Origin of the sequence: Mesorhizobium sp. B2-5-13 (assembly GCF_006440535.1) — a bacterium.
GTDB classification, from domain to species: domain Bacteria; phylum Pseudomonadota; class Alphaproteobacteria; order Rhizobiales; family Rhizobiaceae; genus Mesorhizobium; species Mesorhizobium salmacidum.
In genome coordinates this window covers 371,997-393,759 of the sequence record NZ_VFUI01000003.1, presented here as the reverse complement: position 1 = coordinate 393,759, position 21,763 = coordinate 371,997, and the positions used below count along the sequence as shown (strand labels likewise).

The window sequence follows — 21,763 nt, the reverse complement described above, 5'->3', positions numbered from 1 at the left end:
TTGTTGGAGCGCGTGTGCGCTTCTTCGATGGATGCGCGACGCCGAAGGCCGCGACCCGGAGAAGACGATGAGCGATATCCGCTTCCATAAAAACGATCTGCCTGACCTCTCCCGCTACGATGTCGCTGCGGTGGCCATCGATACGGAAACGCTCGGCCTCAATCCCAACCGTGACCGGCTCTGCGTGGTGCAGATTTCGCCTGGCGACGGCAGTGCCGATGTCATCCAGATCGCGCCGGGGCAGAAGGAAGCACCGAACCTCGTCAAGCTGCTGGGAAACGACAGCGTGACCAAGCTGTTCCACTACGGTCGCTTCGACCTCGCTGTGCTCTACCATGCTTTTGGCGTGATGGCCGAGCCGGTGTTCTGCACCAAGATCGCGTCGCGGCTGACGCGCACCTACACCGACCGGCACGGGCTGAAGGACATCTGTTTCGAGCTTCTCGGCGTCGGCCTGTCCAAGGCGCAGCAATCGTCGGATTGGGCGGCCGAAACGTTGTCGCCCGAGCAGCTCGAATACGCGGCCTCGGACGTGCTCTATCTGCATCGGTTGCGCGATGTGCTGGCCGGGCGGCTGGCGCGCGAGGGGCGCACGAAGGAGGCGGACGCCTGTTTCCGCTTTCTGCCGACGCGGGCCAAGCTTGACCTGATGGGCTGGGACGAAGAGGATATCTTCGCTCACAGCTGATGGCCCTCGTGGCGATCAACCGTCTGGAAGAAGGGGATGAGATGGCGGACAGAAAGCCGATATCGACCGCGCCGACCGACGGCTCCAAGGTCACCGTCACCTGGAAGGACAGCGATGGCATCCTCAATGAATCCATCGCTCAATACCGCGACGACGGCTGGTGGGTCTACATCGACAGCCACACGCAAAAGAAGGTCGAGCCAACCAGCTGGCGGCCCGCCGCCGGCGACGACGACGACCAATGAGCGCGCCGCTGGCCGGGCGCTTTCGCATAGCCTGACGCTATCGAAATCGGGGCCAATTCGGAGCCTTCCGCTCCGCAACCGTGCGCCTGCTCGAAGAATCAAGTGCGAGTGTCTCGTCGCCTTGCTACGGCAGGCTGGTGATCCCGACTAACCGGATGTGAAATTTGAGCGGATTATGAAGAGACCCGGGTTGGGGCGCCAGCCTGCATCCGCATTCTGGCGGCAAAGGCCTTAATACCCCTCCTGATCACCCTGCGCGCTTCATCGGCGTCGTGGGTCCGGGTCTGCTCTGAATGGAACTCCAAGGCGAAATGAATGTTCCATAAGACAGGCGGAGGATGTTTCAGGCATGACAACGGCTTCTCTGCACTTGCTCAAGGGGGTGGGTTATCTGATTTCCACCGCCAGTGTCGTCCTGCTGGCCATAGTCAGTTGGTCGAGCGCTTCAAAGAGCCCGCTGCTGGTCGTCTGCCTGCTTGTCGGCGCCGCCGCGTCGGTCATGGGTATGTTCTGCCGGTGGCTGAGCTACGAGATAGAAAAACGCCAAGGCCACAAATGAGGGCTGGCCACGAGCGTTCGGACGCCGACGGTGCTTCGGGTGCGCGGAGCCTGTCACATCCGTCGCGCTGCGACGCTGGCAATGGACAACAGATTAACAGATTCCTAACGGAATTCAGACGCTTGCGCGAACCTCTGCTTAACCCGCCCTTAAATCGCCGCATCTACTCTTCAACCCGAGCGCCATTGGCACCGGGGACATCAAGCGCAGCGCATGGCGAACCGCAGAGACAGTCGCATCGAGCCCAGCTTCGAGGGACCGCCACGGGCGAAATCCCAGACGGGTCTTTCGGTGAGCGAGGAGGACCGCGTCGTGCCGAGCAATCGCAAAGCCTCCGCCAAACGCAAATCATCGAAGGGGAAATCGTCGCGGGGGAGGGGCGGAGGGAGTGGACGCGGCCTGTTCGGCGTGCTCGGCCGGCTGGTTTACTGGTGTTTCGTGCTCGCCATATGGGGCGGCATCGCGGTGGCGGGCGTCGTTATCTACTACGGCGCCAAGATGCCCGCGGCCACGACCTGGTCGATCCCCGACCGTGCGCCCAACATCAAGATCGTCTCGGCCGACGGGCAGCTGCTGGCCAATCGCGGCATGAGCGGCGGCGAAGCGGTCGGCCTGCACGAAATGTCGCCTTATATTCCCGAGGCGGTGATCGCCATCGAGGACCGCCGCTTCTATTCGCATTTCGGTGTCGATCCGATCGGCCTGTCTCGCGCCATGGTGACCAACCTCATCGGCGGGCACTTCTCGCAAGGTGGTTCGACGCTGACGCAGCAATTGGCCAAGAACCTTTTCCTGAAGCCCGACCGCACGCTGGAACGCAAGGTGCAGGAGGTGCTGCTGGCGCTGTGGCTGGAGCACAAGCACACCAAGGACCAGATCCTCGAAATGTACCTTAACCGGGTCTATTTCGGCTCCGGTGCCTATGGTGTCGAGGCGGCCTCGCGCCGCTATTTCGGCAAGAGCGCGCGCGACGTCACCTTGTCGGAAGCCGCACTCCTGGCTGGCCTGCTGAAGGCGCCGTCGCGGCTGTCGCCGGCGCGCGATCCCAAGGCCGCCGAGGAGCGCTCGCAGCTGGTGCTCGCCGCCATGCGCGAGGAGGGCAAGATCAGCGAGAAAGAGCTGAAGACGGCGCTGAGCGCACCGGCGACGCGCTCGCCATCCTACTGGACCGGCTCGGAAAATTACGTCGCCGACACAATCATGGAAGAGTTGCCCGACCTGATCGGCGATGTGCGCGGCGATATCGTCATCGATTCTACCGTAGACCTGAACCTGCAGAAACTCGCCGAACAGTCGATCCGCCGGCTGATCGACGACAGCGGCAAGAAGCTCAATGTCACCCAGGGCGCGCTGGTGTCGATCGACGATTCCGGCGCGGTGCGCGCCATGGTCGGCGGCTATGACTATTCGACCAGCCAGTTCGATCGCGCCTCCGAGGCGCGCCGGCAGCCGGGCTCGGCGTTCAAGCCGTTCGTCTACATGGCTGCGCTCGAGGCCGGCCGCACGCCCGACAGCATCCGCAACGACGCACCGATCAAGATCGGCAACTGGACACCCGACAATTACGGCGGCAAGTACTTTGGCAAGGTCACCTTGGCGACGGCGCTGGCCAAGTCGCTCAACTCGGTTGCCGCGCAGTTGACCATGGAAGTCGGGCCGAACGCGGTGGTGGAAGCCGCGCACCGCATGGGCATCCAGTCCGACCTGCTGGCCAACACCTCGATCGCGCTCGGCACCTCGGAAGTGACGCCGCTGGAACTGACCTCGGCCTATGTGCCCTTCGCCAATGGCGGCTACAAGCCCGACATTCATTTCATCCGCCGCGTCACGACATCCGACGGCAAGGTGCTCTATGACAGCGCTGGCGGCAGCGCACCGCGCGTGATCAAGCCCGAGATCGTCGGCATGATGAATTCGATGATGACCGGAACGGTCGAGGTCGGCACCGCCAAGAAGGCGGCCTTCGCCTGGCCGTCGGCCGGCAAGACCGGCACCAGCCAAAATTCGCGCGACGCCTGGTTCGTCGGCTACACCGCCAATCTGACCACCGGCGTGTGGTTCGGCAATGATGACGGCACGGCGATGAAGAAGGTTACCGGCGGCGCGCTGCCCGCGCAGGCCTGGCACGAATTCATGGTCGCCGCGCATGAGGGCGTGCCGGTGCGGCCGCTGCCCGGCACCTGGAAGTCGACGCCGGCGGACACCATCGTGCCCGACGACATTCCCTCGGCCGACAACAACCAACCGGCACCGGTTCCCTCGGCTTCGGTTGGACAGCAGGCGCCGGCCGCGCAGGCGGCGGCACCGCCGGCGCCGGTCCGTGCGGCGCGGCCTGCCCAGACCGTCGATGCCGATGGCTTCAACATGCCAGCGGATGGCGGCACCACGGCTTCGGTCGGGCACCCGGTGCCGCCAGGCAGCGTCGGCGGTCGGCTCAAGAAGCGGCAGACCTCGATCCTGGATATTCTTGGCGGCGGCTGAGCAGCCGGCTAGGGGCGTCAACCGCCTCTCGCCACCCCGGCGGCATTCGGCTACATGTCCTGCCTGGAGACCGCGACATGACCGAGACAGACACCAGAAAAACCATCGTGCTGACCGGCGCCAGCCGCGGTATCGGCCATGCCACGGTGAAACGCTTTTCGCGCGAAGGGTGGCGCGTCATCACCTGCTCGCGCCAGGCCTTTGCCGAGGACTGCCCGTGGCCGGCCGGTCCGGAGGACCACATCAAGGTCGATCTCGCCGATCAGGAAGATGTCGGTATTGCGGTGTCGGAAATCCGTCATCGGCTCGAAGCGCATGGCGGGCAGTTGCACGCGCTGGTCAACAATGCCGGCATTTCGCCCAAGCTCAAGGATGGCAACAGCCGGATGGACTCGATCGACACGCCGATGCATGTCTGGCGCGACGTGTTCCAGGTCAATTTCTTCGCGCCGATCATGCTGGCGCGCGGCCTGTTCAAGGAATTGGCGGCTGCCAGAGGCTCGATCGTCAATGTGACGTCGATCGCCGGCACCCGCGTGCATCCCTTCGCCGGCACCGCCTATGCGACGTCGAAGGCCGCTCTCGGCTCGCTGACGCGCGAGATGGCGCATGATTTCGGCCCGCACGGCATCCGTGTCAACGCCATCGCGCCGGGCGAGATCGACACCGCGATCCTGTCGCCGGGCACGGAAAAGATCGTCGAGACCATTCCGCTGCGGCGCCTGGGCACCACGGCGGAGGTCGCCGACATCATTTTTTTCCTGTGCTCCGGGCAGGCGTCCTATGTGACCGGCTCGGAAATCCACATCAATGGCGGCCAGCACGTATGAACTGGTCGACTTCAGGCTAGGGCCGGCTCACCCGTCTATGGTGACGACAGCCTTGCCGCTGAAGCTGCGCTGTCGCAGTGCGTCCAGGGCTTGGCCGATGTTCGTCCATGGCACGGTCAAGGCAATGCGGGTGTCCAGCCGACCAGCGGCGACCAGGGCGAGCAGCGCGGCGATGTCGGCGCCGATGGCTGAACCGGACGTGTAGTAGGCGAACGTCTGAAGCCTCGCGCCTTCGTGACCCGGAACGAACTGACGGAACCCAACCGGCGTGAGTTCACCGCTGCTCGAGCCGAACATGACAATTGTGCCGGCAGGGGCGACGCGTTCGATCGCGTGTGCGAGGCTTTCGCCGCCGACCGACTCGGTGATCAGCGAAAACGGCCCCTCGGCCTGCTCGATCGACTCCACGATCTGCTCGGCTCCGAGTTCGCGTAAATCCTCGTGGTGCCTGGCGGCGGCGATGGCGGTCACCGACGCACCCCGCTCGCGGGCGATCTGGATCTGGAAGCGACCGACGGCACCGCTTGCACCGGTGATCAGGACCTTTAGGCCGGCCAGGTCACCGCCGTGGCGCAAAGTCCTGAGCGCGGTCGTGCCGGCGACCGGAAGCGTGGCTGCCGAGGCGAAGCTGACCTCATCCGGCAGGACGGCGAGACGGTCTGTTGAAACGGCGACCCGTTCAGCCCATCCGGCCTGGTCGACCAAAGCCGCGACCCTGGTGCCCGTGATCGGCCCGGAGCCATCGGCGGCTGCGCGTTCGACAATTCCGACGATGTCCTGGCCGAGTGTCCAGCCGTTCGGACGGATGGTGAGCAAGCGCAGTTCACCCCGGTTCAACGAAGTTGCGTGGACCGAGACGAGCGCCTCGTTCGCGAGGGGCCGAGGTTCTTCGACCCGGGCTAACCTCAATCCCGTGGCGCTGTCGGAAGATATGACTAAGGCGAGCATGGGAGCGTACCTTCTTGCTGGAGGCCGGAACTTATCGGCTTCCCTGCTCGAAGGATTTAGCTATTATGGCATTTAATCGCTAAATCAGTCAATCATGAGACAGCCGCTTCGCTACCCATGGGTCAATTTCGATGTCGATGACGTGCTGGCGCCAGCCATCGCCGTGCGTGTCGACGTCACCGAGACCAGAGCGGAAGTGCCGGCCCATTGGCACCGCAAAGGCCAGCTCGTCTTTGCGCTCGGAGGCGGCGTCACATGCCGCGTTCCGAGCGGCCTTTGGATGGTGCCGCCGCATTGCGGCGTATGGATTCCCGGCGGCATGGAGCACAGCAACATCGCGACGGCCAACGCGCGGATCTTCTTCGTCTATATCGAGCCGGGAGCCGCCGAATTGCCGGACCGGTGCTGCACGCTTTCGATCTCGCCGCTGCTGCGCGAACTGATCGTCGAGCTGTCCGACAGCGTGCAGGACGACCAGGCAAGGGATGAGCTCCTGACCAGGACCCTGCTTGCAGAACTGCCGCGCATGCCTGTCCAGCAGCTGCATCTGCCGATTTCATCCGAGCCGCGCTTGAGGCGGATCGCCGAGGCGCTGGCGCAAGACCCTGCCGATCGCAGTACGTTGGCACAATGGGCCAACCGCGTCGCGCTCAGCGAAAGCAGTCTGGCGCGTCTCGTCGTCAAGGAGACTGGCTTGAGCTTCAGGCGCTGGCGCCAGCAATTGCACCTGATCGTCGCCATTCGGGAGCTGGCGTCCGGTGCCAGCGTGCAGCAAGTCTCGGGCGACCTCGGCTATGGCTCGGTTACCGCCTTCATCACCATGTTCAAGAAGGCGCTTGGCAAGCCCCCGGCAAAATATCTCGGCGGTGTCGCGCAAAATGGCGGCTCGGCATTCGTGGCATGATTGAACGCGCTTGTGGGTTGCGTCGACTCAGGCAGCGGACGGTTCAGAAACCCGCGGCTCGTGGCCAAGCACCTCTTCGACAATGCCGCGCGCGATCTCGCGTTCGCCCATGATCACGGTATCGGCGCCGAGTCCCTTCAGATGCTCGACCTCGGCGTCGGAATGGGCGCGGGCGATGACATTGATGTTGGGATTGGCGGCGCGTGCCCGCAGCACGATCTGGCCGGCCTCGAAGGCGTTGGGGATGGCAAGGATCAGCCGCTTTGCGCCTTCAGGATTGGCCGCGGCGAACACTTCGGCATTGGCGGCATTACCGGCGATGGTTTCGATGCCGTCTGCTTTCAGCCTCGTCAGCGTCTTATCGGCATCCTCGATGACGAGGAAAGGCTGTGCCGCTTCCTTCAGCGCGGCACCGACGAGGCCACCGACCCGGCCATAGCCGATCAGGATGGCATGACCGGCAAGCGTCGTAGTCGGCGGCGGGCCGTCTTCCTTGCTCAACGTTGCGGCGACCGAGGCTACCTGGCCCGGTTCCGTCGCCGGGCCGACCGGCTTGGTATCCGCTGGTTGCGCCGTCCTGATGGCGCGGGCCTCCAGCCACGGCTTCATCCAGTCGATAACCAGAAACATCAACGGGTTGAGCACGATCGACAGGATGGCGCCGGCCAGGATCAGATCGCGGCCTTGCTCGGGCAGAAGTTTCAGCCCGACGCCGAGTTCGGCCAGGATGAAGGAGAACTCGCCGATCTGGGCAAGGCTGGCCGAAATCATCAAGGCCGTGGCCAGGGGATAGCCGAAGGCTACGACGATCACGAACGCCGCCAGCGACTTGCCGATGACAATGATGGCCAGCGTCGCCAGGATCGGCAGGCCGTTGCTGATCAGGCTGAACGGATCGAACAGCATGCCGACGGAGACGAAGAACAGCACCGAGAAGGCATCGCGCAGCGGCAGCGATTCTTCGGCCGCGCGGTGGCTGAGCTCGGATTCGCTCATGATCATGCCGGCGAAGAACGCGCCCAGCGCCAGCGAGACGCCGAACAGTTTTGCCGCGCCGAAGGCGACGCCGAGCGCAATGGCGAGCACGGAGAGACGGAACAGTTCGCGCGACCCGGTATGGGCAACGTAGTGCAGGATCCAGGGAATGACCCGGCGGCCGACCACCAGCATGACCACCACGAAGGCGGCGACCTTGGCCAGCGTGATGCCGACGACACCCCATATGCCGTAGCTGGCCGGCAGCGACAGCAGGTCGCCCGAATGGGCATTGGCGTGTTCCTGGCCGCCGAGTACACCGGCAAGCGCCGGCAGCAACACCAGCGCCAGCACCATGGTCAAGTCCTCGACGATCAGCCAGCCGACGGCGATGCGGCCGCGCTCGGTCTCGATCAGGCGGCGTTCCTGAAGCGCGCGCAGCAGCACAACGGTCGACGCGACCGACAGCGCCAGTCCGAACACCACGCCCGCGCCCATCGACCAGCCGAGCATCCAGGACAGCCCGACGCCGAGCGCGGTGGCAAAGCCGATCTGAACGATGGCGCCAGGCACGGCGATAGCGCGGACCGACAGAAGGTCCTTGAGCGAGAAATGCAGGCCGACACCGAACATCAGGAGAATGACGCCGATTTCAGCCAATTCGTTGGCAAGCCCTGCATCGGCGACGAAACCGGGCGTGTTCGGGCCGACCAGAACGCCGGCTACGAGATAGCCGACCAATGGGGGAATACGGAAGCGATTGGCGAGAGCGCCGAAGACAAAAGCGAGCCCCAGACCGGCGACGATGGTGGCGATAAGGGGCGTGTCATGCGGCATTGTCTATGGAGCGCCTTTCAAGCTAGCGATGTCGGATATGCGGCGCCCGAAAGCCGTCGCCTGTTTCGCAATATGGTGGAAGGGGCAACGGTGATGCAACCCGCAAGGTGCGAAAAGCGACGGCGCGGCGACAAAATGCCGGACCGGCGACCGGGGTGCCGCCGTTCTGTTTGAGCTCGCTATGGCATTCGCCTTGTTGCCAGCGATCAGGCTGCCTGCAACAGGGCCTCGATCTCGGGGATGCCGTGGTTGGTCATGGTTTTCGGGATTTCGGCCGTCACCTTGTCACCAACCTCCTTGTGCAGCTTCTTGCGCATGGCGCCGAGCACCACTGGTGGGGCGACAAGCACGATGCTATCGAACTCGCCGTCATGGGCAAGCTTGTAGAGCCGGGCGGCAATTTCCTCGGCGAAGCGTTCCTTGCCGATACGGTGCCAGTCGGTCTCCTCGACTGCGCTGCGGTGCACGGATGGGCCGTCATTGTACCGGCCGGGACTGTCGCTTCCCTGTTCGCGTGTGGGCGGGTTTTCCTGTTCCATCAGATGCACGACTTCAAGGTTAGGAAACTTGGTGTCGCCGACGTTCTTGAGCAGGAGCGCCTTTTCACCGTCTGCCACCAGAACCCAAATGCCATGCTTCAGTTTGATCGTGTTCATGAGGGACGCTCCTTGTTGAGTGGTGGTTATACCGGGAACGCGTTTCAGCCCGTCAACGTTCCAACTCACGCGGCGCACCGAACAGCCGTGCAGGCCGGGCGCTGAACATGAAATCGCCACCGGACGGCTTTAATCTACTAAATTAATAGAAATTAGAAAAAACTGTTTTGCGGGACAGGTCGCCGGCAGCTAAAAGCGCCTGAAATCAGGGCCGATTTCGGCGACCCGGCGTGCCCATGGGCATGGGCGTGGAATATTTTTCTCCTGCCCTTCGCGGTTGCGAAAAAGCGATTGCCTGCCATCACCGGATGCGCGAGTGCTTTGCTTCTGCTTTTTTACGCCTCGGCGTAAAACTGCGAAACTGTCCCGGATCGCTATTATCATGCCGCAAGCCACCACCAAGCTCAACGCCTTTCCCGTCTTCCTGCGGGTCGAGGGCGAAGCCGTGGCCATTGTCGGCGGCGGCGAGGAGGCTCTGGCCAAGGCGCGGCTGATTGCCCAGTCGAGTGCCGTTCTGCACATCATCGCCAGAAATGCCGAACCGGAGTTGTTGACCTTCATCGCCGAAGCCGGCGCGAAGCATGTGGCCGCCGCGTATGATGCCTCGCAGCTCGAAGGCGCCGTGATGGTATTTGCCGCCAGCGGCGACGAAGCGCTCGATCGTCGCGTGGCCGCCGACGCGCGCCGGCTGGGCATTCCCGTCAACGCCGTCGACCGGCCGGATCTCTGCGATTTCTTCACTCCGGCGCTGGTCAACCGCGCACCGGTCGCCATTGCCATCGGCACCGAAGGTGCAGGTCCGGTGCTGGCGCAGATGCTGCGTGGCCGCATCGACCGCATGCTGTCGCCGTCGCTTGGCGCGCTGGCGGCGCTTGCAATGTCGTTCCGCAATGCCGCCGAGAGATTACCCCGGGGCAATGTGCGCCGGCGTTTCTGGAGTGACTTCTTCGGCGGAGCGCCGGCGCGCGCCGTCGAGGCCGGCGATTTTTCGCAGGCGCACGAAGCCGCCACCGATCTGCTGTTGTCCGACGCGCCCGTTCACGGCCGCATCGCCCTGGTGGGCGCCGGCCCCGGCGCCGAGGACCTCCTCACCCTGCGGGCGCATCGCCTGCTGATGGAGGCCGACGTCATCGTCCATGACGCGCTGGTGCCGGAGGCGGTCGTCGCCATGGGCCGCCGCGATGCCGAGCGCCTGCCGGTGGGAAAGCGCAAGGGCTGCCATACAAAGAGCCAGGCCGAAATCAATGCGCTGCTGGTGGAGCTTGGCCGTGAGGGCAAGCGCGTCGTGCGGCTGAAATCGGGCGATCCGCTGGTGTTCGGCCGCGCCGGCGAGGAGATGGCAGCACTTCGCGATGCCGGCATCGCCTATGAGGTGGTTCCGGGCGTCACCGCGGCCTTCGCCGCTGCCGCCGATTTCGAACTGCCGCTGACGCTGCGCGGTGTGTCGTCGTCGATGGTGTTCACCACCGGCCACGACCTCAAGGGCAATTCGTTGCCGGATTGGGCCAAGCTCGCCATTTCCGGCGCTACCGTCGCCGTCTACATGGGCCGCTCGGTCGCCGCCGAAGTTGCCGGCCGGCTGATCGAGGCCGGCCTGTCGCCGGACACGGCGGTCGCGGTGGTCGAGAATGCCAGCCTGACCAATCGCCGACGCTTCCACGGCACGCTTGCCGACCTGCCGTCGCTGGAGGCGCGCGCCGATCTGTCGGGCCCGGTCATGACCATCATCGGCGACGCTGTCGCCGGCGCCAATTTCGAGCGGTCCGAGGCGCTCGCGGCACACAGGCATGAGAGTGCGCCCTTAGCGGCCGCCGAGGGAGTTCAGCCATGAAGATACTGACCGCCAATCGCCTCGGCGACGGCATTGCCGTCTGGTACGCCGATGGCGGCTGGGCCGAGACGGTGGACCATGCAGACCTTGCCCATGACAAAGCGGCCGAGGATCGGCTGGAGGCGATCGGCGCCAAGGCCCACGCCGACAATGAAGTGGTCGACGTCAATCTGATCGACGCGGAAGTCGTCGACGGCGTTGTCGAGCCGGTGCGGCTGCGCGAGAAGATCCGCGCCGCCGGTCCCACCATCCGCAACGATCTCGGCAAGCAGGCTGCGCGGGCAATCTAACCAGCCACGGGCGGACGCGCCCTGAAAGACGAAATATGTACCGTTACGATGAGTTCGACCACGATTTTGTCCAGGCCCGCGTCGCCGAGTTCAGCGACCAGGTTGAGCGCCGGCTGTCCGGCGAGATCACCGAGGACCAGTTCCGGCCACTCCGGCTGATGAACGGCGTCTATCTGCAACTGCACGCCTATATGCTGCGCATCGCTGTGCCTTACGGCACACTGAACGGCAAGCAGCTGCGCATGCTGGGCCACATCGCCCGCAAATACGACAAGGGCTACGGCCACTTCACCACGCGCCAGAATATCCAGTTCAACTGGCCGGCGTTGTCGGACATTCCGGCGATCCTGGCGGACCTGGCCAGCGTGGAGATGCACGCCATCCAGACCAGCGGCAATTGCATCCGCAATGTGACCGCCGACCATTTTGCCGGGGCGGCCGCCGACGAGGTCGCCGATCCGCGTCCCTATGCGGAAATCCTGCGGCAATGGTCGTCGGTGCATCCGGAATTCTCGTTCCTGCCGCGCAAGTTCAAGATCGCGGTGACGGGAGCCGAGCGCGACCGAGCCGCCATCCAGACGCATGACATCGGCCTGCATCTGAAGAAGAACGCCGCCGGCGAGCTCGGCTTCGCCGTCTATGTCGGTGGCGGCCAGGGTCGCACGCCGATGGTGGCGAGGAAGATCCGCGACTTCCTGCCGGAAGCCGACCTTCTGTCCTACTGCACGGCGATCCTGCGCGTTTACAATCTCTATGGCCGCCGCGACAACAAATACAAGGCGCGCATCAAGATCCTGGTCCACGAGACCGGCGCCGAGGAAATCACCCGCCAGGTCGAGGCCGAGTGGCAGGAGTTGAAGGACGCGGAGCTGAAGCTGCCGGAGGCCGACATTCGCGCCATCGAGGCCTATTTCGCCCCGCCGGCGCTGACCGGGCGGCCGGACGGCGACGCGGCGGTCAAGGTGGCGCGGCTGGATTCCAAGGGCTTCTCTGACTGGCTCGACCAGAACGTGGTGACGCACCGCCACCCCGACTACGCGGCGGTGACGATCTCACTCAAGGGTATCGGCGAGGTGCCGGGCGATGCGACCGACAGCCAGATGGAAGCGGTCGCCGACATCGCCGAAAAATACGCTTTCGACGAGCTTCGCGTCAGCCACGAGCAGAACCTGATCCTGCCGCATGTGGCGCGCGCCGACCTCAAGACAGTCTATGACGCGCTGGTCGACATCGGGCTGGCGACGGCCAATTCCAACCTGATCTCGGACATCATCTCGTGCCCGGGTCTTGACTATTGCGCGCTGGCGACCGCGCGCTCGATCCCGATCGCACAGGAAATCTCGCAACGCTTCGCTTCGCTGGAGCGGCAGCGCGAGATCGGCGAGCTGAAGCTGAAGATCTCCGGCTGCATCAATGCCTGTGGCCACCACCATGTCGGTCATATCGGCATCCTGGGTGTCGAGAAGAAGGGCTCCGAACTTTACCAGGTGACGCTCGGCGGTTCCGCCGACGAAAACACCTCCGTCGGTGAGATCATCGGCCGCGGCTTCTCTTCGGAAGAAATCACCGACGCCATCGAGACGATCGTCGATACCTATCTCGGCCTTCGGCTCAACCCACACGAAATATTCATCGACGCCTACCGCCGTGTCGGTCCCGCGCCGTTCAAGGAGGCGCTCTATGCTGGCGAAGCCAAGGCCGCTTGACCATATTGTCGACGTCGAGGACGGCGCCGCCGCCAAGGCGGCGGGGTTTGACGCGCTCTACGGTCATCTCAGCCCGATCGAGATCATCGAACGATCGGCCAATGAGCTGTTTCACGACGAGATCGCCGCCGTGTCTTCGTTCGGCGCAGATTCGGCGGTGCTGCTGCACATGATCGCCAAGATCGACCGCACGCTGCCGGTCGTCTTCCTCGATACCGGCAAGCATTTCGAGGAGACGCTCGGCTATCGCGACGCGCTGGTCGCCGATTTCGGGCTGACTAACATCCGGGTGATCAAGCCCGACGAAGCGGCGCTCGAACGGATCGATCCGACCGGCAATCTGCACCAGAACAACACCGATGCCTGCTGCGACGTGCGCAAGGTCGAGCCGCTGGCACGTGGCATCGCACCCTTCCGCGCCTGGTTCACAGGCCGCAAGCGCTTCCAGGCCTCGACGCGGGCCGCACTTCCAGTGTTCGAGGCGGTCGGCCCGCGCATCCGCATCAATCCGCTGGCGCGCTGGACGACGTCGGATCAGGCCGGCTACATGCGCGCGCATGCGCTGCGCGAAAATCCACTGGTCGCCTATGGCTATCTGTCGATCGGCTGCTTTCCCTGCACGCAGCCGGTGCAGCCGGGCGAGGACGCGCGCAGCGGCCGCTGGGCCGGTCACGCCAAGACCGAGTGCGGCATTCACCTGTCGGGACTGGAAGTGTCGCTGACCGACGCATCGCTATAGGGTATGTTGAAATTCAGGTGAGGCCGGCCTGCAAACGGCAGCTTCCTGAGCTTCCGGTGCTCATGTACTTCAAGTACGCTCCGCTCCGGTTCTCGGAAACAACCGTTTTCGACGCGGCCTGACCTGAATTTCAACACACCCTTGAGCGCTTCGAATTTTTGGGAATTTTGATGACTGAACCGACGACACCGGAGACCCGGCTCTGGACCCCGGAGGGTTTTCGCGAGGACGAGTGGATCCATGCCGAAAGCGCCGATGCGCTTTCCGGCAATGGCCGCTTCATCCTGCCGCTGCAGGCGTTCCTCGACCTCGACCCGGAGGTGCGCCGCTCGGCGAAGGAGCGGCTCGGCGCCCTGCTGCAGCCCGGCGATCAGCTCGAGAAGATCGCCGATCTGCTCGACCAACTGTCGCTGGTGGCGCTGGCCTTCCCGGCCTTCGGTGACGGCCGCTCCTTCTCCAAGGGCGAACTGCTACGCAGCCGCTATCATTTCACGGGCGCGCTGCGTGCCACCGGGCAAGTCCTGGTCGACCCGTTGCCGCACATGCTGCGGCTTGGCTTCGACGAGTTCGAGGTCTCGAATCCAGTGCTCTTGAAGCGCCTGGAAGAGGGCCGCACCGGCGGGTTGGGACTTTACTACCAGCCTGCGGCCATAGCGGAGCCCAAGGGTCCGAAATATTCCTGGCGGCGCCTTCGCAGCAGCTGACGCGTTTTCTAGGAAGGCCCAAAGCTCTCTCTCAATCGAGGAAGACGCAAACTGGTCGTACCAATTGTGCGATTTGCGCTTTTCCTTGCATCATCTTGCCCTTAGGATAATGCCATTATTTCGGGTTCCGAAATAATGGCCCCAAGGGAGGAACCGGGAATGGCTGGCAAGAAGATATTGATGCTCGTTGGCGAGTTCAGCGAGGAATATGAAATTTTCGTCTTTGAACAGGCCATGCATGCCGTCGGCCACACCGTGCATGTCGTCTGCCCGGACAAGAAGGCCGGCGACGTGCTGAAGACATCGCTGCACGATTTCGAAGGCCACCAGACCTACACCGAAAAGCCCGGCCACGATTATATCCTCAACAAGACGTTTTCCGACGTGGATCCGGCCCAGTGCGATGCCGTTTACGCGGCGGGCGGCCGCGGTCCCGAATACATCCGCATCGACAAGCGCGTGCAGGCGCTGGTGCGGCACTTCCATGAGACAGGCAAGCCGATCTTCACCATCTGCCATGGCGTGCAGATCCTGATCGCGGTCGACGGCGTGGTGCGGGGCAGGGAAGTGGCGGCGCTTCACTATTGCGAGCCGGAGGTGACGCTGGCGGGCGGCATCTATATCGACGTCGCGCCGAACGGAGCCCATGTCGACGGCAATCTCGTTTCGGCAAAGGGCTGGCCGGGCTTGTCCAATTTCATCCGCGAATGCCTGAAGGTGCTGGGCACTGAGATCCGCCATGGCGAGATCCTGATGCGCGACGAGCGGCAGGCGGCCTGAGGCTTTGAGGACTGGCCGGACGGTTGAGAAGCTTTGCGCTGCTTCTCATCCGGCCCCTTGTCCGCTGCGTGGACCGCGCCTATAGCGCCGCGTGTGCCTCGCGGAACGATATCAGCTTGCTGCGGCTTTCGTCCCACAAGGCCAGTTTGACGCAGCGCAGGCTCTCGAGCAGCGTGACGCGGCCGATACCGCGCAACTCGGGATAGTCCCGCAGCACTTCCTGCAGCCGGTAGCCGGGCACCCTGGCGGAGAGGTGGTGGACGTGGTGAACGCCGATATTGCCGGTGAGCCAGTTCAGCACCGGCGGCAGGTCGTAATAGGACGAGCCGTGCAGGGCGGCGTGCTGGAACTCCCATTCCCCATCCTTCGCCCACGCGGTCTCCTCGAACTGGTGCTGGACATAGAACAGCCAGATGCCGGCCGAACCGGCGAGAATGACGATCGGCAGATGGACAATCAGGAACGCGCCGGGACCAATGACCCAGATGAGGATGGCCGCGGCAAGCGCGATGCCAAGATTGGTGGTCATTGACGAAACCCAGGGCGTCAGGCCGCCGCGCATCATGCCGACGGGCAGCCTTTGCGAGAAGATGAACAGCCAGACCGGCCCCAGGCCGAACATCACCAGGGGATGGCGGTAGAGACGGTAGACCAGACGGCCCCGCCAGGACATCCGCCGGTATTCGGCGACGGTCAACGTCCTGATGTCTCCCATGCCGCGCTCGTCGAGATTGCCGGCGCTGGCATGATGCGTGGCATGGGCGCGCCGCCAGCAGTCGTAAGGCGTCAGCGTCAAGATGCCCAGCGCACGACCGATCCAGTCATCGGCATGGCGATTGGCAAAGAAGGAGCCATGGCCGCAATCGTGCTGGATCATGAAAATCCGCACCAGGAATCCGGCCGCGGGCAAGATGAGGATCAGTCCCCACCAATGACCATAGGCATAGGCCGCGGACGACAGAGCCCACAGAGTGGCGAAGGGAATGAGGGTGATGGCAAGTTCGAGTGCGCTGCGCCGCCTGTCAGGCTTCTTGTAGCGCGCCAGAATCTTGAGCCAGGCGCGCTTGCTATTGGCCGCCGCTTCGGGGGAAATCATGTTCATCAGGAAGCATAGGCGGGGTGCGCCGCCACCGCAAGCCGATGATCACGTAAAGTTACTGTGCGTAATTGTCGCGTAAGGCCTAGTCGATCCTCACTGCCCGTCGCCAGCCGACGTCGTCATCCTCGACCCTGTCGAGGTGGTCGAGCAATTGCCCGAAGCGGTCCGGGATGTCGGTTTCGGTGCGGAAGGCTGGCAAGGTGCGCAGAAAGCGCTTCATCGCCTCGGCGCCGATCTGGCGCCGAACCTCCGCAGCGAGCCTTTCTGTTTTTTCGAGCTTGTTGCGGGTCATCGGTTCAAATCCTGCGTCGGGTCCCAAACTCCTCCAGCGACGGAATGGTTCCCGCATCACGGCCTTGTGGCAAGCAAAGCCGGCAAGCACGGTAAAATTTGAATTAAAATCGGACTACCGCCTTGGTGCCTTCCAGTCCGGTGAAAGGTCCTCACGGTCGCTTTCCCCTTGATTTTTGGCCTGCGAACCTCGATATCGGGCACAAATCCATACCATTCGAGATGACGGGAAACGGCGATGAGCGACCAGGCAAAAGACGAACGCGCGCCCAGTGAAGCCGAGGCGACCGAGGCCAATGTCGAGCGTACGGAAGGCAGCATCGATGGCGATTATGAAGCGCTTGTGCGCCTGCTGAAGGAAAACGAAGAGCTGAAGGACCGCGCACTACGCGTCGCGGCCGAGATGGAGAACCTGCGCCGCCGCACCGCGCGCGACGTGCACGACGCGCGCACCTACGCGGTGGCGAATTTTGCCCGTGACATGCTGTCGGTGTCAGACAATCTGCGCCGCGCGCTGGATGCCATTCCCGCCGAGGCCAAGGCGTCGGGGGATGCCGGCTTCAAGGCACTGATCGAAGGCGTCGATCTGACCGAGCGCGCCATGCTGTCGGCGCTGGAACGGCATGGAGTCAAGAAACTCGCTCCGGAAGGCGAGAAGTTCGATCCCAATTTCCACCAGGCGATGTTCGAAGTTCCCAATCCCGATGTCCCTGCCAACACCGTGGTCCAGGTCGTGCAGCCGGGCTATTCGATCGGCGAGCGAGTGCTGCGCCCAGCCATGGTCGGCGTCGCCAAGGGCGGCCCGAAAATCGCGGCCGACGCGCCGGTCGAGCCAGGGCCGGTCAATGAGCAGGCCGAGAAGGATGCGTGAGTAGGGGAATAGGGAGTAGGGAAAAGAAACAGGAAGCCGTATGAATCAAGCGGCTTCGTGCTAAACATATTCCCCTATTCCCTATTCCCCTGCTCCCCTAACCCATGAACCCCATCGCCCTTCTCGACTATGCCGGCGTTGCCGTCTTCGCGGCGACAGGGGCGTTGGCGGCGTCGCGCAAACAGGTCGACATTATCGGTTTCCTGTTCCTGGCCAGCGTCACCGGTATCGGCGGCGGCACGCTTCGCGACGTCATCCTCAATCTGCCGGTTTTCTGGGTCGCCAACTCCAGCTACGTGCTGATCTGCGCGGCGGTCGCGGTGCTGGTGTTCTTTGGTGCGCACCGTGTCGAATCCCGCTGGAAGTGGCTGCTCTGGCTCGACGCCATCGGGTTGGCCGCTTTTTCGGTGATGGGTGCGGCCAAGGGTCTGGCCATTACCAGTTCGCCGGTCGTTTCCGTCGTCACCGGCGTGCTCACCGCCACGTCGGGCGGCATCCTGCGTGATCTGTTGGCCGGTGAACCCTCGGTGCTGCTGAGGCCGGAGATCTATGTTACGGCCGCTCTCGCGGGCGCTGCAATCTTCACGGCTGGCGACGTCACAGGATTGCCGCCGATCGTTTCAGAGCTGGCCGGCTTCGCCGCCGCGTTCGCGGTGCGCGGCGGTGCGCTCCGTTTCGGCTGGACCTTTCCATCCTACAAGAGCCGGCCCGGCCGGCGGCCGGAAGACATTCCGTGAAAAGAAGGGAATAGTGAGTAGTGAGTAGCGAATAGGGTTGGCAGAACGCATGGTTGCGGCGCAGCTCTCGCTATTCGCTATTCGCTATTCGCTATTCGCTAGCGTCACGCGGCGAAGCGCTGCGCTTCCCCGCCATAATAATTGACGTAGCGTGCGCCGATCTCCTTGACCGGCATCACGACGAAAATGTCGACCGTGGAGAATTCGCGGTCGATGACGCAACCATCGCCGATGCGAGCGCCTACCCGCAGATAGCCCTTGACCAGAGGCGGCATCGCCGCGATCGCCGCCTTGGTGTTGACCGCCTCGATCGGCATCAGGTCCATGGAGCAATAACGTTCGGACACAGCCCGCACGTCCCAGGCCGAGTTTGTGCGGCAATGATGGGCGAGATAGGTGAGCGCCTCGGCATGCGCCGCAGGCACGGTGCCGTGGAATGAGGCACAACCGGTCATCACGCCGATTTCGTAATGATTGATATAGGCCCAGATGCCTTGCCACAGCGCCTCGATGGTGCGCTTCGAACGGTATTCGGGTAAAACACAGGAGCGGCCGAGTTCGAGGAAACGCTGGCCGGGATGACGGGCGATGAGCTTGGTCAGCTCGAATTCGCCTTCGGAATAGAAGCCGCCGGCGGTTGCTGCGATTTCTTGCCGCAGCAAGCGATAGGTGCCGACGATGCGGCGGTGCTCAGGGCCGGAAAGCGTGGTATCAAGGACGAGCAGATGGTCGCAGAGCGGGTCGAAACGGTCGGCGTCGCGGCGGTCCTGCGCCTGGAACAGATCCTTCCTGGCGCCAAGCTCATCATAAAATACACGGTAACGCACTTCCTGCGCGGCCGCGATCTCGGCCTCGTTGCGGGCAAGCCGCACTTCGAGGTTGCCGATACGGCCGAGCGCTGCGCCTTTTATGACGGAATCGACATTACGTCCGGCGAGCAAGGCGCTGCTGGCGTTCGGCCGAGTGTCACATTCCGGCATAACTGTATGCACGAGTGATTCTCCTTCGAGCCATCCCTCTTGGCACGGGGATACGGTGTAGGTGCAACAGGATTGTGACAGTACCGTGATACGGCGTCGCGGGCAATACTTCGTCGGCTGGCGAAAGCGGTCAACCGGCTATGTTGCGTCACAAGGCCCCAGGTGCGTCGTGTTCGCGGGTGCCGAAACCGTGCTGCTTTTTTTGGTGGTCTTCGTCAGCCACGCACCGGGAAAAGGCGGCTCAAGCGGCGACCTGGCCTTCGACGGCGCTGACCAGCGCCTCAGGGTCAAGCGGCTTGGTGACGAAGCCGCTGGCGCCGTGGGCAAGCACCGCATGGCGGGTCTTTTCCTGGCTATCGGCTGACAGCACCATGATCGGCACGGGCGGCACGGATGTCTCCTCCTCATGGCGACGAATCGCGGCAATGGCGTCCAGCCCGTCCATGACCGGCATATGCAGATCCATCAGCACCACGTCGAAACGGCGGTTGTGGCCGGCGCCCGTGACCGCCTCGACGGCGGCCTTGCCATTGCCGACCACCTTGACGCGATGTCCGGCTTTCAGCAACGTTGCACGGGCCAGCATGGCATTGATGTCGTTGTCCTCTGCGATCAGCACGGACAGGCCCTGCTGGCGTTCGCCTGACGCACGAAGCGCCGGTGCGCGGCGTTTTTCCGGCTGCGGCGTGGCAAGGACCGGTGCGTGGCTGCTCAAAAGGACACGCAAGAGTGTTCCTCCGCGCACTGGCCGGGCAAGGAATGTCGCGTAGCCGCTGCCGCGAAACTCGCCAAGCATGCCGCGGTCGGTGGGGGCAATCAGCGTGATGGCTTCGCAATTGGCGAACCCATGTTGACGAAGCCGCTTGAGCAGCCTTCCGTCACTCTCTTCCAGGGCCGCGTCGACCAGAAGCACGTCGCAGCCGTCGGCAAAGGAAGCGGCCTGAGCCACGGTGGTGGCCATGCCGGCCGCGCCGCCATTGGCGCGGATGGTGCGGGCGATGGCGTCGGCCTCGACGGTGTTCTTGGACAGGATCACGGCGCGTCGCCCGGCAAGCGCGTTCATCCGGCCCTGCGGCGGCTCGGTGGCTGATATAGCGGGAATTTCGAAGACGAATTCCGATCCCTGGCCAAGCCGGCTGGAAACCGAAATCGCGCCGCCCATGGCGGCCACCAGGCGCTTGGAGATGGCAAGTCCCAGTCCGGCACCGCCATGCGGGCGCGTCGAGGTGCCGTCGGCCTGCTCGAATTCCTCGAAGATGCGCTCCATGTCCTTGTCGCGCAGGCCCGGACCGGTATCGGCGATGGTGAAGCAGATGCGGTCGGTGGTCTCGGTGCGGGCGCGCGCGACGATGACCAGAACGCCGCCGCTGTCGGTGAACTTGATGGCGTTGCCGATGAGGTTGAGCAGCACCTGCCTGACCCGGCCCGGATCGGCTGTGATCAATTGCGGCACATCCGGTTCGACATGGCAGCCGAGGCCAATATTCTTGGCGAAGGCGCGTGCGGCCATCAATTCGATGATGTTGTCGGCGATCTCACGCACGGACATCGGCTGCGGTTCGGGATCGAAGCGTCCGGCCTCGATCTTGGAATAGTCGAGCAGGTCCTCGATCAGGGCAAGCAAGGCGCTGGCCGAAGTCGAGATGGCGCCGACATAGGTCTGCTGCTCCGGCGACAGCCTGGTGTCGGCGAGCAGTCTGGCCATGCCCATGATGCCGTTCATCGGCGTGCGGATCTCATGGCTGACCGTGGCGAGGAAGCGCGACTTGGCCTGGCTTGCGAACTCAGCGCGCTCGCGCGCGGTGATCATGGATGATTCGGCGCGCTTGCGTGCGGTGATGTCGCGGGCGATGGCGCGATGCGAGACGGCATTGCTGTCCTTGTCGCGCACCGACAGCTCGATCCACGAGAACCAGCGCGGGCCGGTCGGCGTGCGGATTTCAACGTCGGTGGAACTCAGGCATTCATGGTCGGAGAAAGCGGCATCGGGAACGATACCGACCTCGATGCCGAGCTCGGCCAGCGTCTTGCCGGCAAGGTCGCGCTGATCGGTTTCGACAAGGTCGGCGAACACCTTGTTGGCATAGACGATGTAACCGTCGCGGTCGCGATGGATGACGAGGTCGCCGAGCGCATCGATGAGACCGCGAAAGCGCTCCTCGCTTTCCTGCATCTCCCACATGCGATCGGCCAGCGTCTCGATCTCGGCGCGGTTGCGGGCGGTGGTTTCGTCAAGCATGACCGTATTGCGGCGCACGCTGCGTCTGGCGTGCAGATGCATGGCCAGGCCGGCAAGGCCGGTTACCAGCAACGCCACGCTGATGAAGGCCGGGCCCCCGGTCAGGTAGGAGAGGCCTGCCAGCGCCATGACAACGAAGGTCAGGATCGGCAGGCCTTCCCGCTTGGCCGGTTGTTGATCGGGCACCAGCGGCGGCGCGGCGATAAACCGCCGCGCAGACGCCGGGGCTTGCGCCGGTGCCGCATCGATGTCGTCACCTGCATCGATACCGTCGCCTGCGTCGACCGGTTGGCTGTCGGATTCCGCGATCATGCGAAATCCTTTGCCAGACAGAGATTATGGAAAATTGCGGGGGATCGTTCGAATTTTAGCG

Annotated in this window: 21 protein-coding genes; 14 read left to right on the top strand and 7 right to left on the bottom strand. The window is 63.7% G+C overall.

The genetic code is table 11. The features are described 5' to 3' along the window. Positions 1–67 precede the first annotated feature (67 nt). From FJ434_RS08050 to FJ434_RS08030, 5 genes are all read left to right on the top strand, one after another. On the top strand, positions 68–688 hold the full coding sequence (locus tag FJ434_RS08050) for a ribonuclease D (protein WP_140712070.1): 621 nt from the start codon (positions 68–70) through the stop codon (positions 686–688). 41 nt (positions 689–729) lie between these two features. Further along, positions 730–933: a hypothetical protein gene (locus tag FJ434_RS08045; protein ID WP_140503458.1), complete on the top strand. Its 204-nt coding sequence runs from the start codon at positions 730–732 to the stop codon at positions 931–933. Between the two features lie 349 nt (positions 934–1,282). Continuing rightward, positions 1,283–1,492, top strand: coding sequence for a hypothetical protein (locus FJ434_RS08040; RefSeq protein ID WP_027143066.1), 210 nt, complete (start codon positions 1,283–1,285; stop codon positions 1,490–1,492). A 213-nt stretch (positions 1,493–1,705) separates the two neighbouring features. Beyond that, positions 1,706–3,973, top strand: coding sequence for a transglycosylase domain-containing protein (locus tag FJ434_RS08035; RefSeq protein WP_140745173.1), 2,268 nt, complete (start codon positions 1,706–1,708; stop codon positions 3,971–3,973). A 77-nt stretch (positions 3,974–4,050) separates the two neighbouring features. Then, on the top strand, positions 4,051–4,803 hold the full coding sequence (locus tag FJ434_RS08030) for an SDR family oxidoreductase (RefSeq protein WP_140503016.1): 753 nt from the start codon (positions 4,051–4,053) through the stop codon (positions 4,801–4,803). 27 nt (positions 4,804–4,830) lie between these two features. Here FJ434_RS08030 and FJ434_RS08025 read toward each other — a convergent pair whose 3' ends face one another. Next, positions 4,831–5,751, bottom strand: a complete 921-nt coding sequence (locus FJ434_RS08025; protein WP_140745175.1) for a zinc-binding dehydrogenase — start codon at positions 5,749–5,751, stop codon at positions 4,831–4,833. 94 nt (positions 5,752–5,845) lie between these two features. Here FJ434_RS08025 and FJ434_RS08020 point away from each other — a divergent pair, with 94 nt between their 5' ends. Then, positions 5,846–6,655 carry a helix-turn-helix transcriptional regulator gene (locus FJ434_RS08020; RefSeq protein WP_140745177.1) on the top strand — a complete coding sequence of 270 codons (810 nt, stop codon included), beginning with the start codon at positions 5,846–5,848 and terminating at the stop codon, positions 6,653–6,655. A gap of 27 nt (positions 6,656–6,682) precedes the next feature. On the opposite strand, the gene FJ434_RS08015 is transcribed toward FJ434_RS08020, so the two are convergent. Together FJ434_RS08015 and FJ434_RS08010 are read right to left on the bottom strand one after the other, a co-directional pair. Continuing rightward, positions 6,683–8,467 carry a cation:proton antiporter gene (locus FJ434_RS08015; RefSeq protein ID WP_140712064.1) on the bottom strand — a complete coding sequence of 595 codons (1,785 nt, stop codon included), beginning with the start codon at positions 8,465–8,467 and terminating at the stop codon, positions 6,683–6,685. Between the two features lie 206 nt (positions 8,468–8,673). Continuing rightward, positions 8,674–9,123 carry a host attachment protein gene (locus FJ434_RS08010; RefSeq protein ID WP_027143060.1) on the bottom strand — a complete coding sequence of 150 codons (450 nt, stop codon included), beginning with the start codon at positions 9,121–9,123 and terminating at the stop codon, positions 8,674–8,676. Positions 9,124–9,505: 382 nt separating this feature from the next. Between FJ434_RS08010 and cysG the strand changes: the two genes are divergently transcribed. The 6 genes from cysG (at position 9,506) to FJ434_RS07980 (ending at position 15,173) form a co-directional block, all read left to right on the top strand. Continuing rightward, positions 9,506–10,954 carry a siroheme synthase CysG gene (gene cysG / locus FJ434_RS08005; RefSeq protein ID WP_140745179.1) on the top strand — a complete coding sequence of 483 codons (1,449 nt, stop codon included), beginning with the start codon at positions 9,506–9,508 and terminating at the stop codon, positions 10,952–10,954. Beyond that, complete coding sequence (locus tag FJ434_RS08000; RefSeq protein ID WP_140745181.1) at positions 10,951–11,244, top strand: DUF2849 domain-containing protein; 294 nt, start codon at positions 10,951–10,953, stop codon at positions 11,242–11,244. Before cysG ends, FJ434_RS08000 begins: the two co-directional genes overlap by 4 nt. 35 nt (positions 11,245–11,279) lie before the next feature. Continuing rightward, positions 11,280–12,950, top strand: coding sequence for a nitrite/sulfite reductase (locus FJ434_RS07995; protein ID WP_140745185.1), 1,671 nt, complete (start codon positions 11,280–11,282; stop codon positions 12,948–12,950). Beyond that, on the top strand, positions 12,925–13,689 hold the full coding sequence (locus FJ434_RS07990; RefSeq protein WP_027143056.1) for a phosphoadenylyl-sulfate reductase: 765 nt from the start codon (positions 12,925–12,927) through the stop codon (positions 13,687–13,689). The genes FJ434_RS07995 and FJ434_RS07990 overlap by 26 nt, the downstream gene beginning before the upstream one ends. 170 nt (positions 13,690–13,859) lie before the next feature. Continuing rightward, positions 13,860–14,393: a DUF934 domain-containing protein gene (locus FJ434_RS07985; RefSeq protein WP_140745188.1), complete on the top strand. Its 534-nt coding sequence runs from the start codon at positions 13,860–13,862 to the stop codon at positions 14,391–14,393. 159 nt (positions 14,394–14,552) lie between these two features. Then, complete coding sequence (locus FJ434_RS07980; RefSeq protein WP_140745191.1) at positions 14,553–15,173, top strand: DJ-1/PfpI family protein; 621 nt, start codon at positions 14,553–14,555, stop codon at positions 15,171–15,173. Between the two features lie 79 nt (positions 15,174–15,252). Here the strand turns inward: FJ434_RS07980 and FJ434_RS07975 are convergent, their stop codons facing one another. After that, positions 15,253–16,275 (bottom strand): fatty acid desaturase, encoded by a 1,023-nt coding sequence (locus tag FJ434_RS07975; protein WP_140745193.1) that lies wholly within the window; start codon positions 16,273–16,275, stop codon positions 15,253–15,255. A gap of 79 nt (positions 16,276–16,354) precedes the next feature. Next, positions 16,355–16,564, bottom strand: a complete 210-nt coding sequence (locus tag FJ434_RS07970; RefSeq protein ID WP_140745195.1) for a hypothetical protein — start codon at positions 16,562–16,564, stop codon at positions 16,355–16,357. Positions 16,565–16,801: 237 nt separating this feature from the next. Between FJ434_RS07970 and grpE the strand changes: the two genes are divergently transcribed. Together grpE and FJ434_RS07960 are read left to right on the top strand one after the other, a co-directional pair. After that, a complete protein-coding gene (grpE, locus tag FJ434_RS07965) occupies positions 16,802–17,434 on the top strand; it encodes a nucleotide exchange factor GrpE (RefSeq protein ID WP_140745198.1) in 633 nt (210 codons plus the stop codon). A gap of 104 nt (positions 17,435–17,538) precedes the next feature. Next, a complete protein-coding gene (locus FJ434_RS07960) occupies positions 17,539–18,171 on the top strand; it encodes a trimeric intracellular cation channel family protein (RefSeq protein ID WP_140745200.1) in 633 nt (210 codons plus the stop codon). A 104-nt stretch (positions 18,172–18,275) separates the two neighbouring features. Here the strand turns inward: FJ434_RS07960 and FJ434_RS07955 are convergent, their stop codons facing one another. Together FJ434_RS07955 and FJ434_RS07950 are read right to left on the bottom strand one after the other, a co-directional pair. Continuing rightward, positions 18,276–19,151, bottom strand: coding sequence for a GNAT family N-acetyltransferase (locus FJ434_RS07955; RefSeq protein WP_032935138.1), 876 nt, complete (start codon positions 19,149–19,151; stop codon positions 18,276–18,278). A 241-nt stretch (positions 19,152–19,392) separates the two neighbouring features. After that, positions 19,393–21,702 (bottom strand): PAS domain-containing hybrid sensor histidine kinase/response regulator, encoded by a 2,310-nt coding sequence (locus tag FJ434_RS07950; protein ID WP_140745202.1) that lies wholly within the window; start codon positions 21,700–21,702, stop codon positions 19,393–19,395. Positions 21,703–21,763 lie beyond the last annotated feature (61 nt).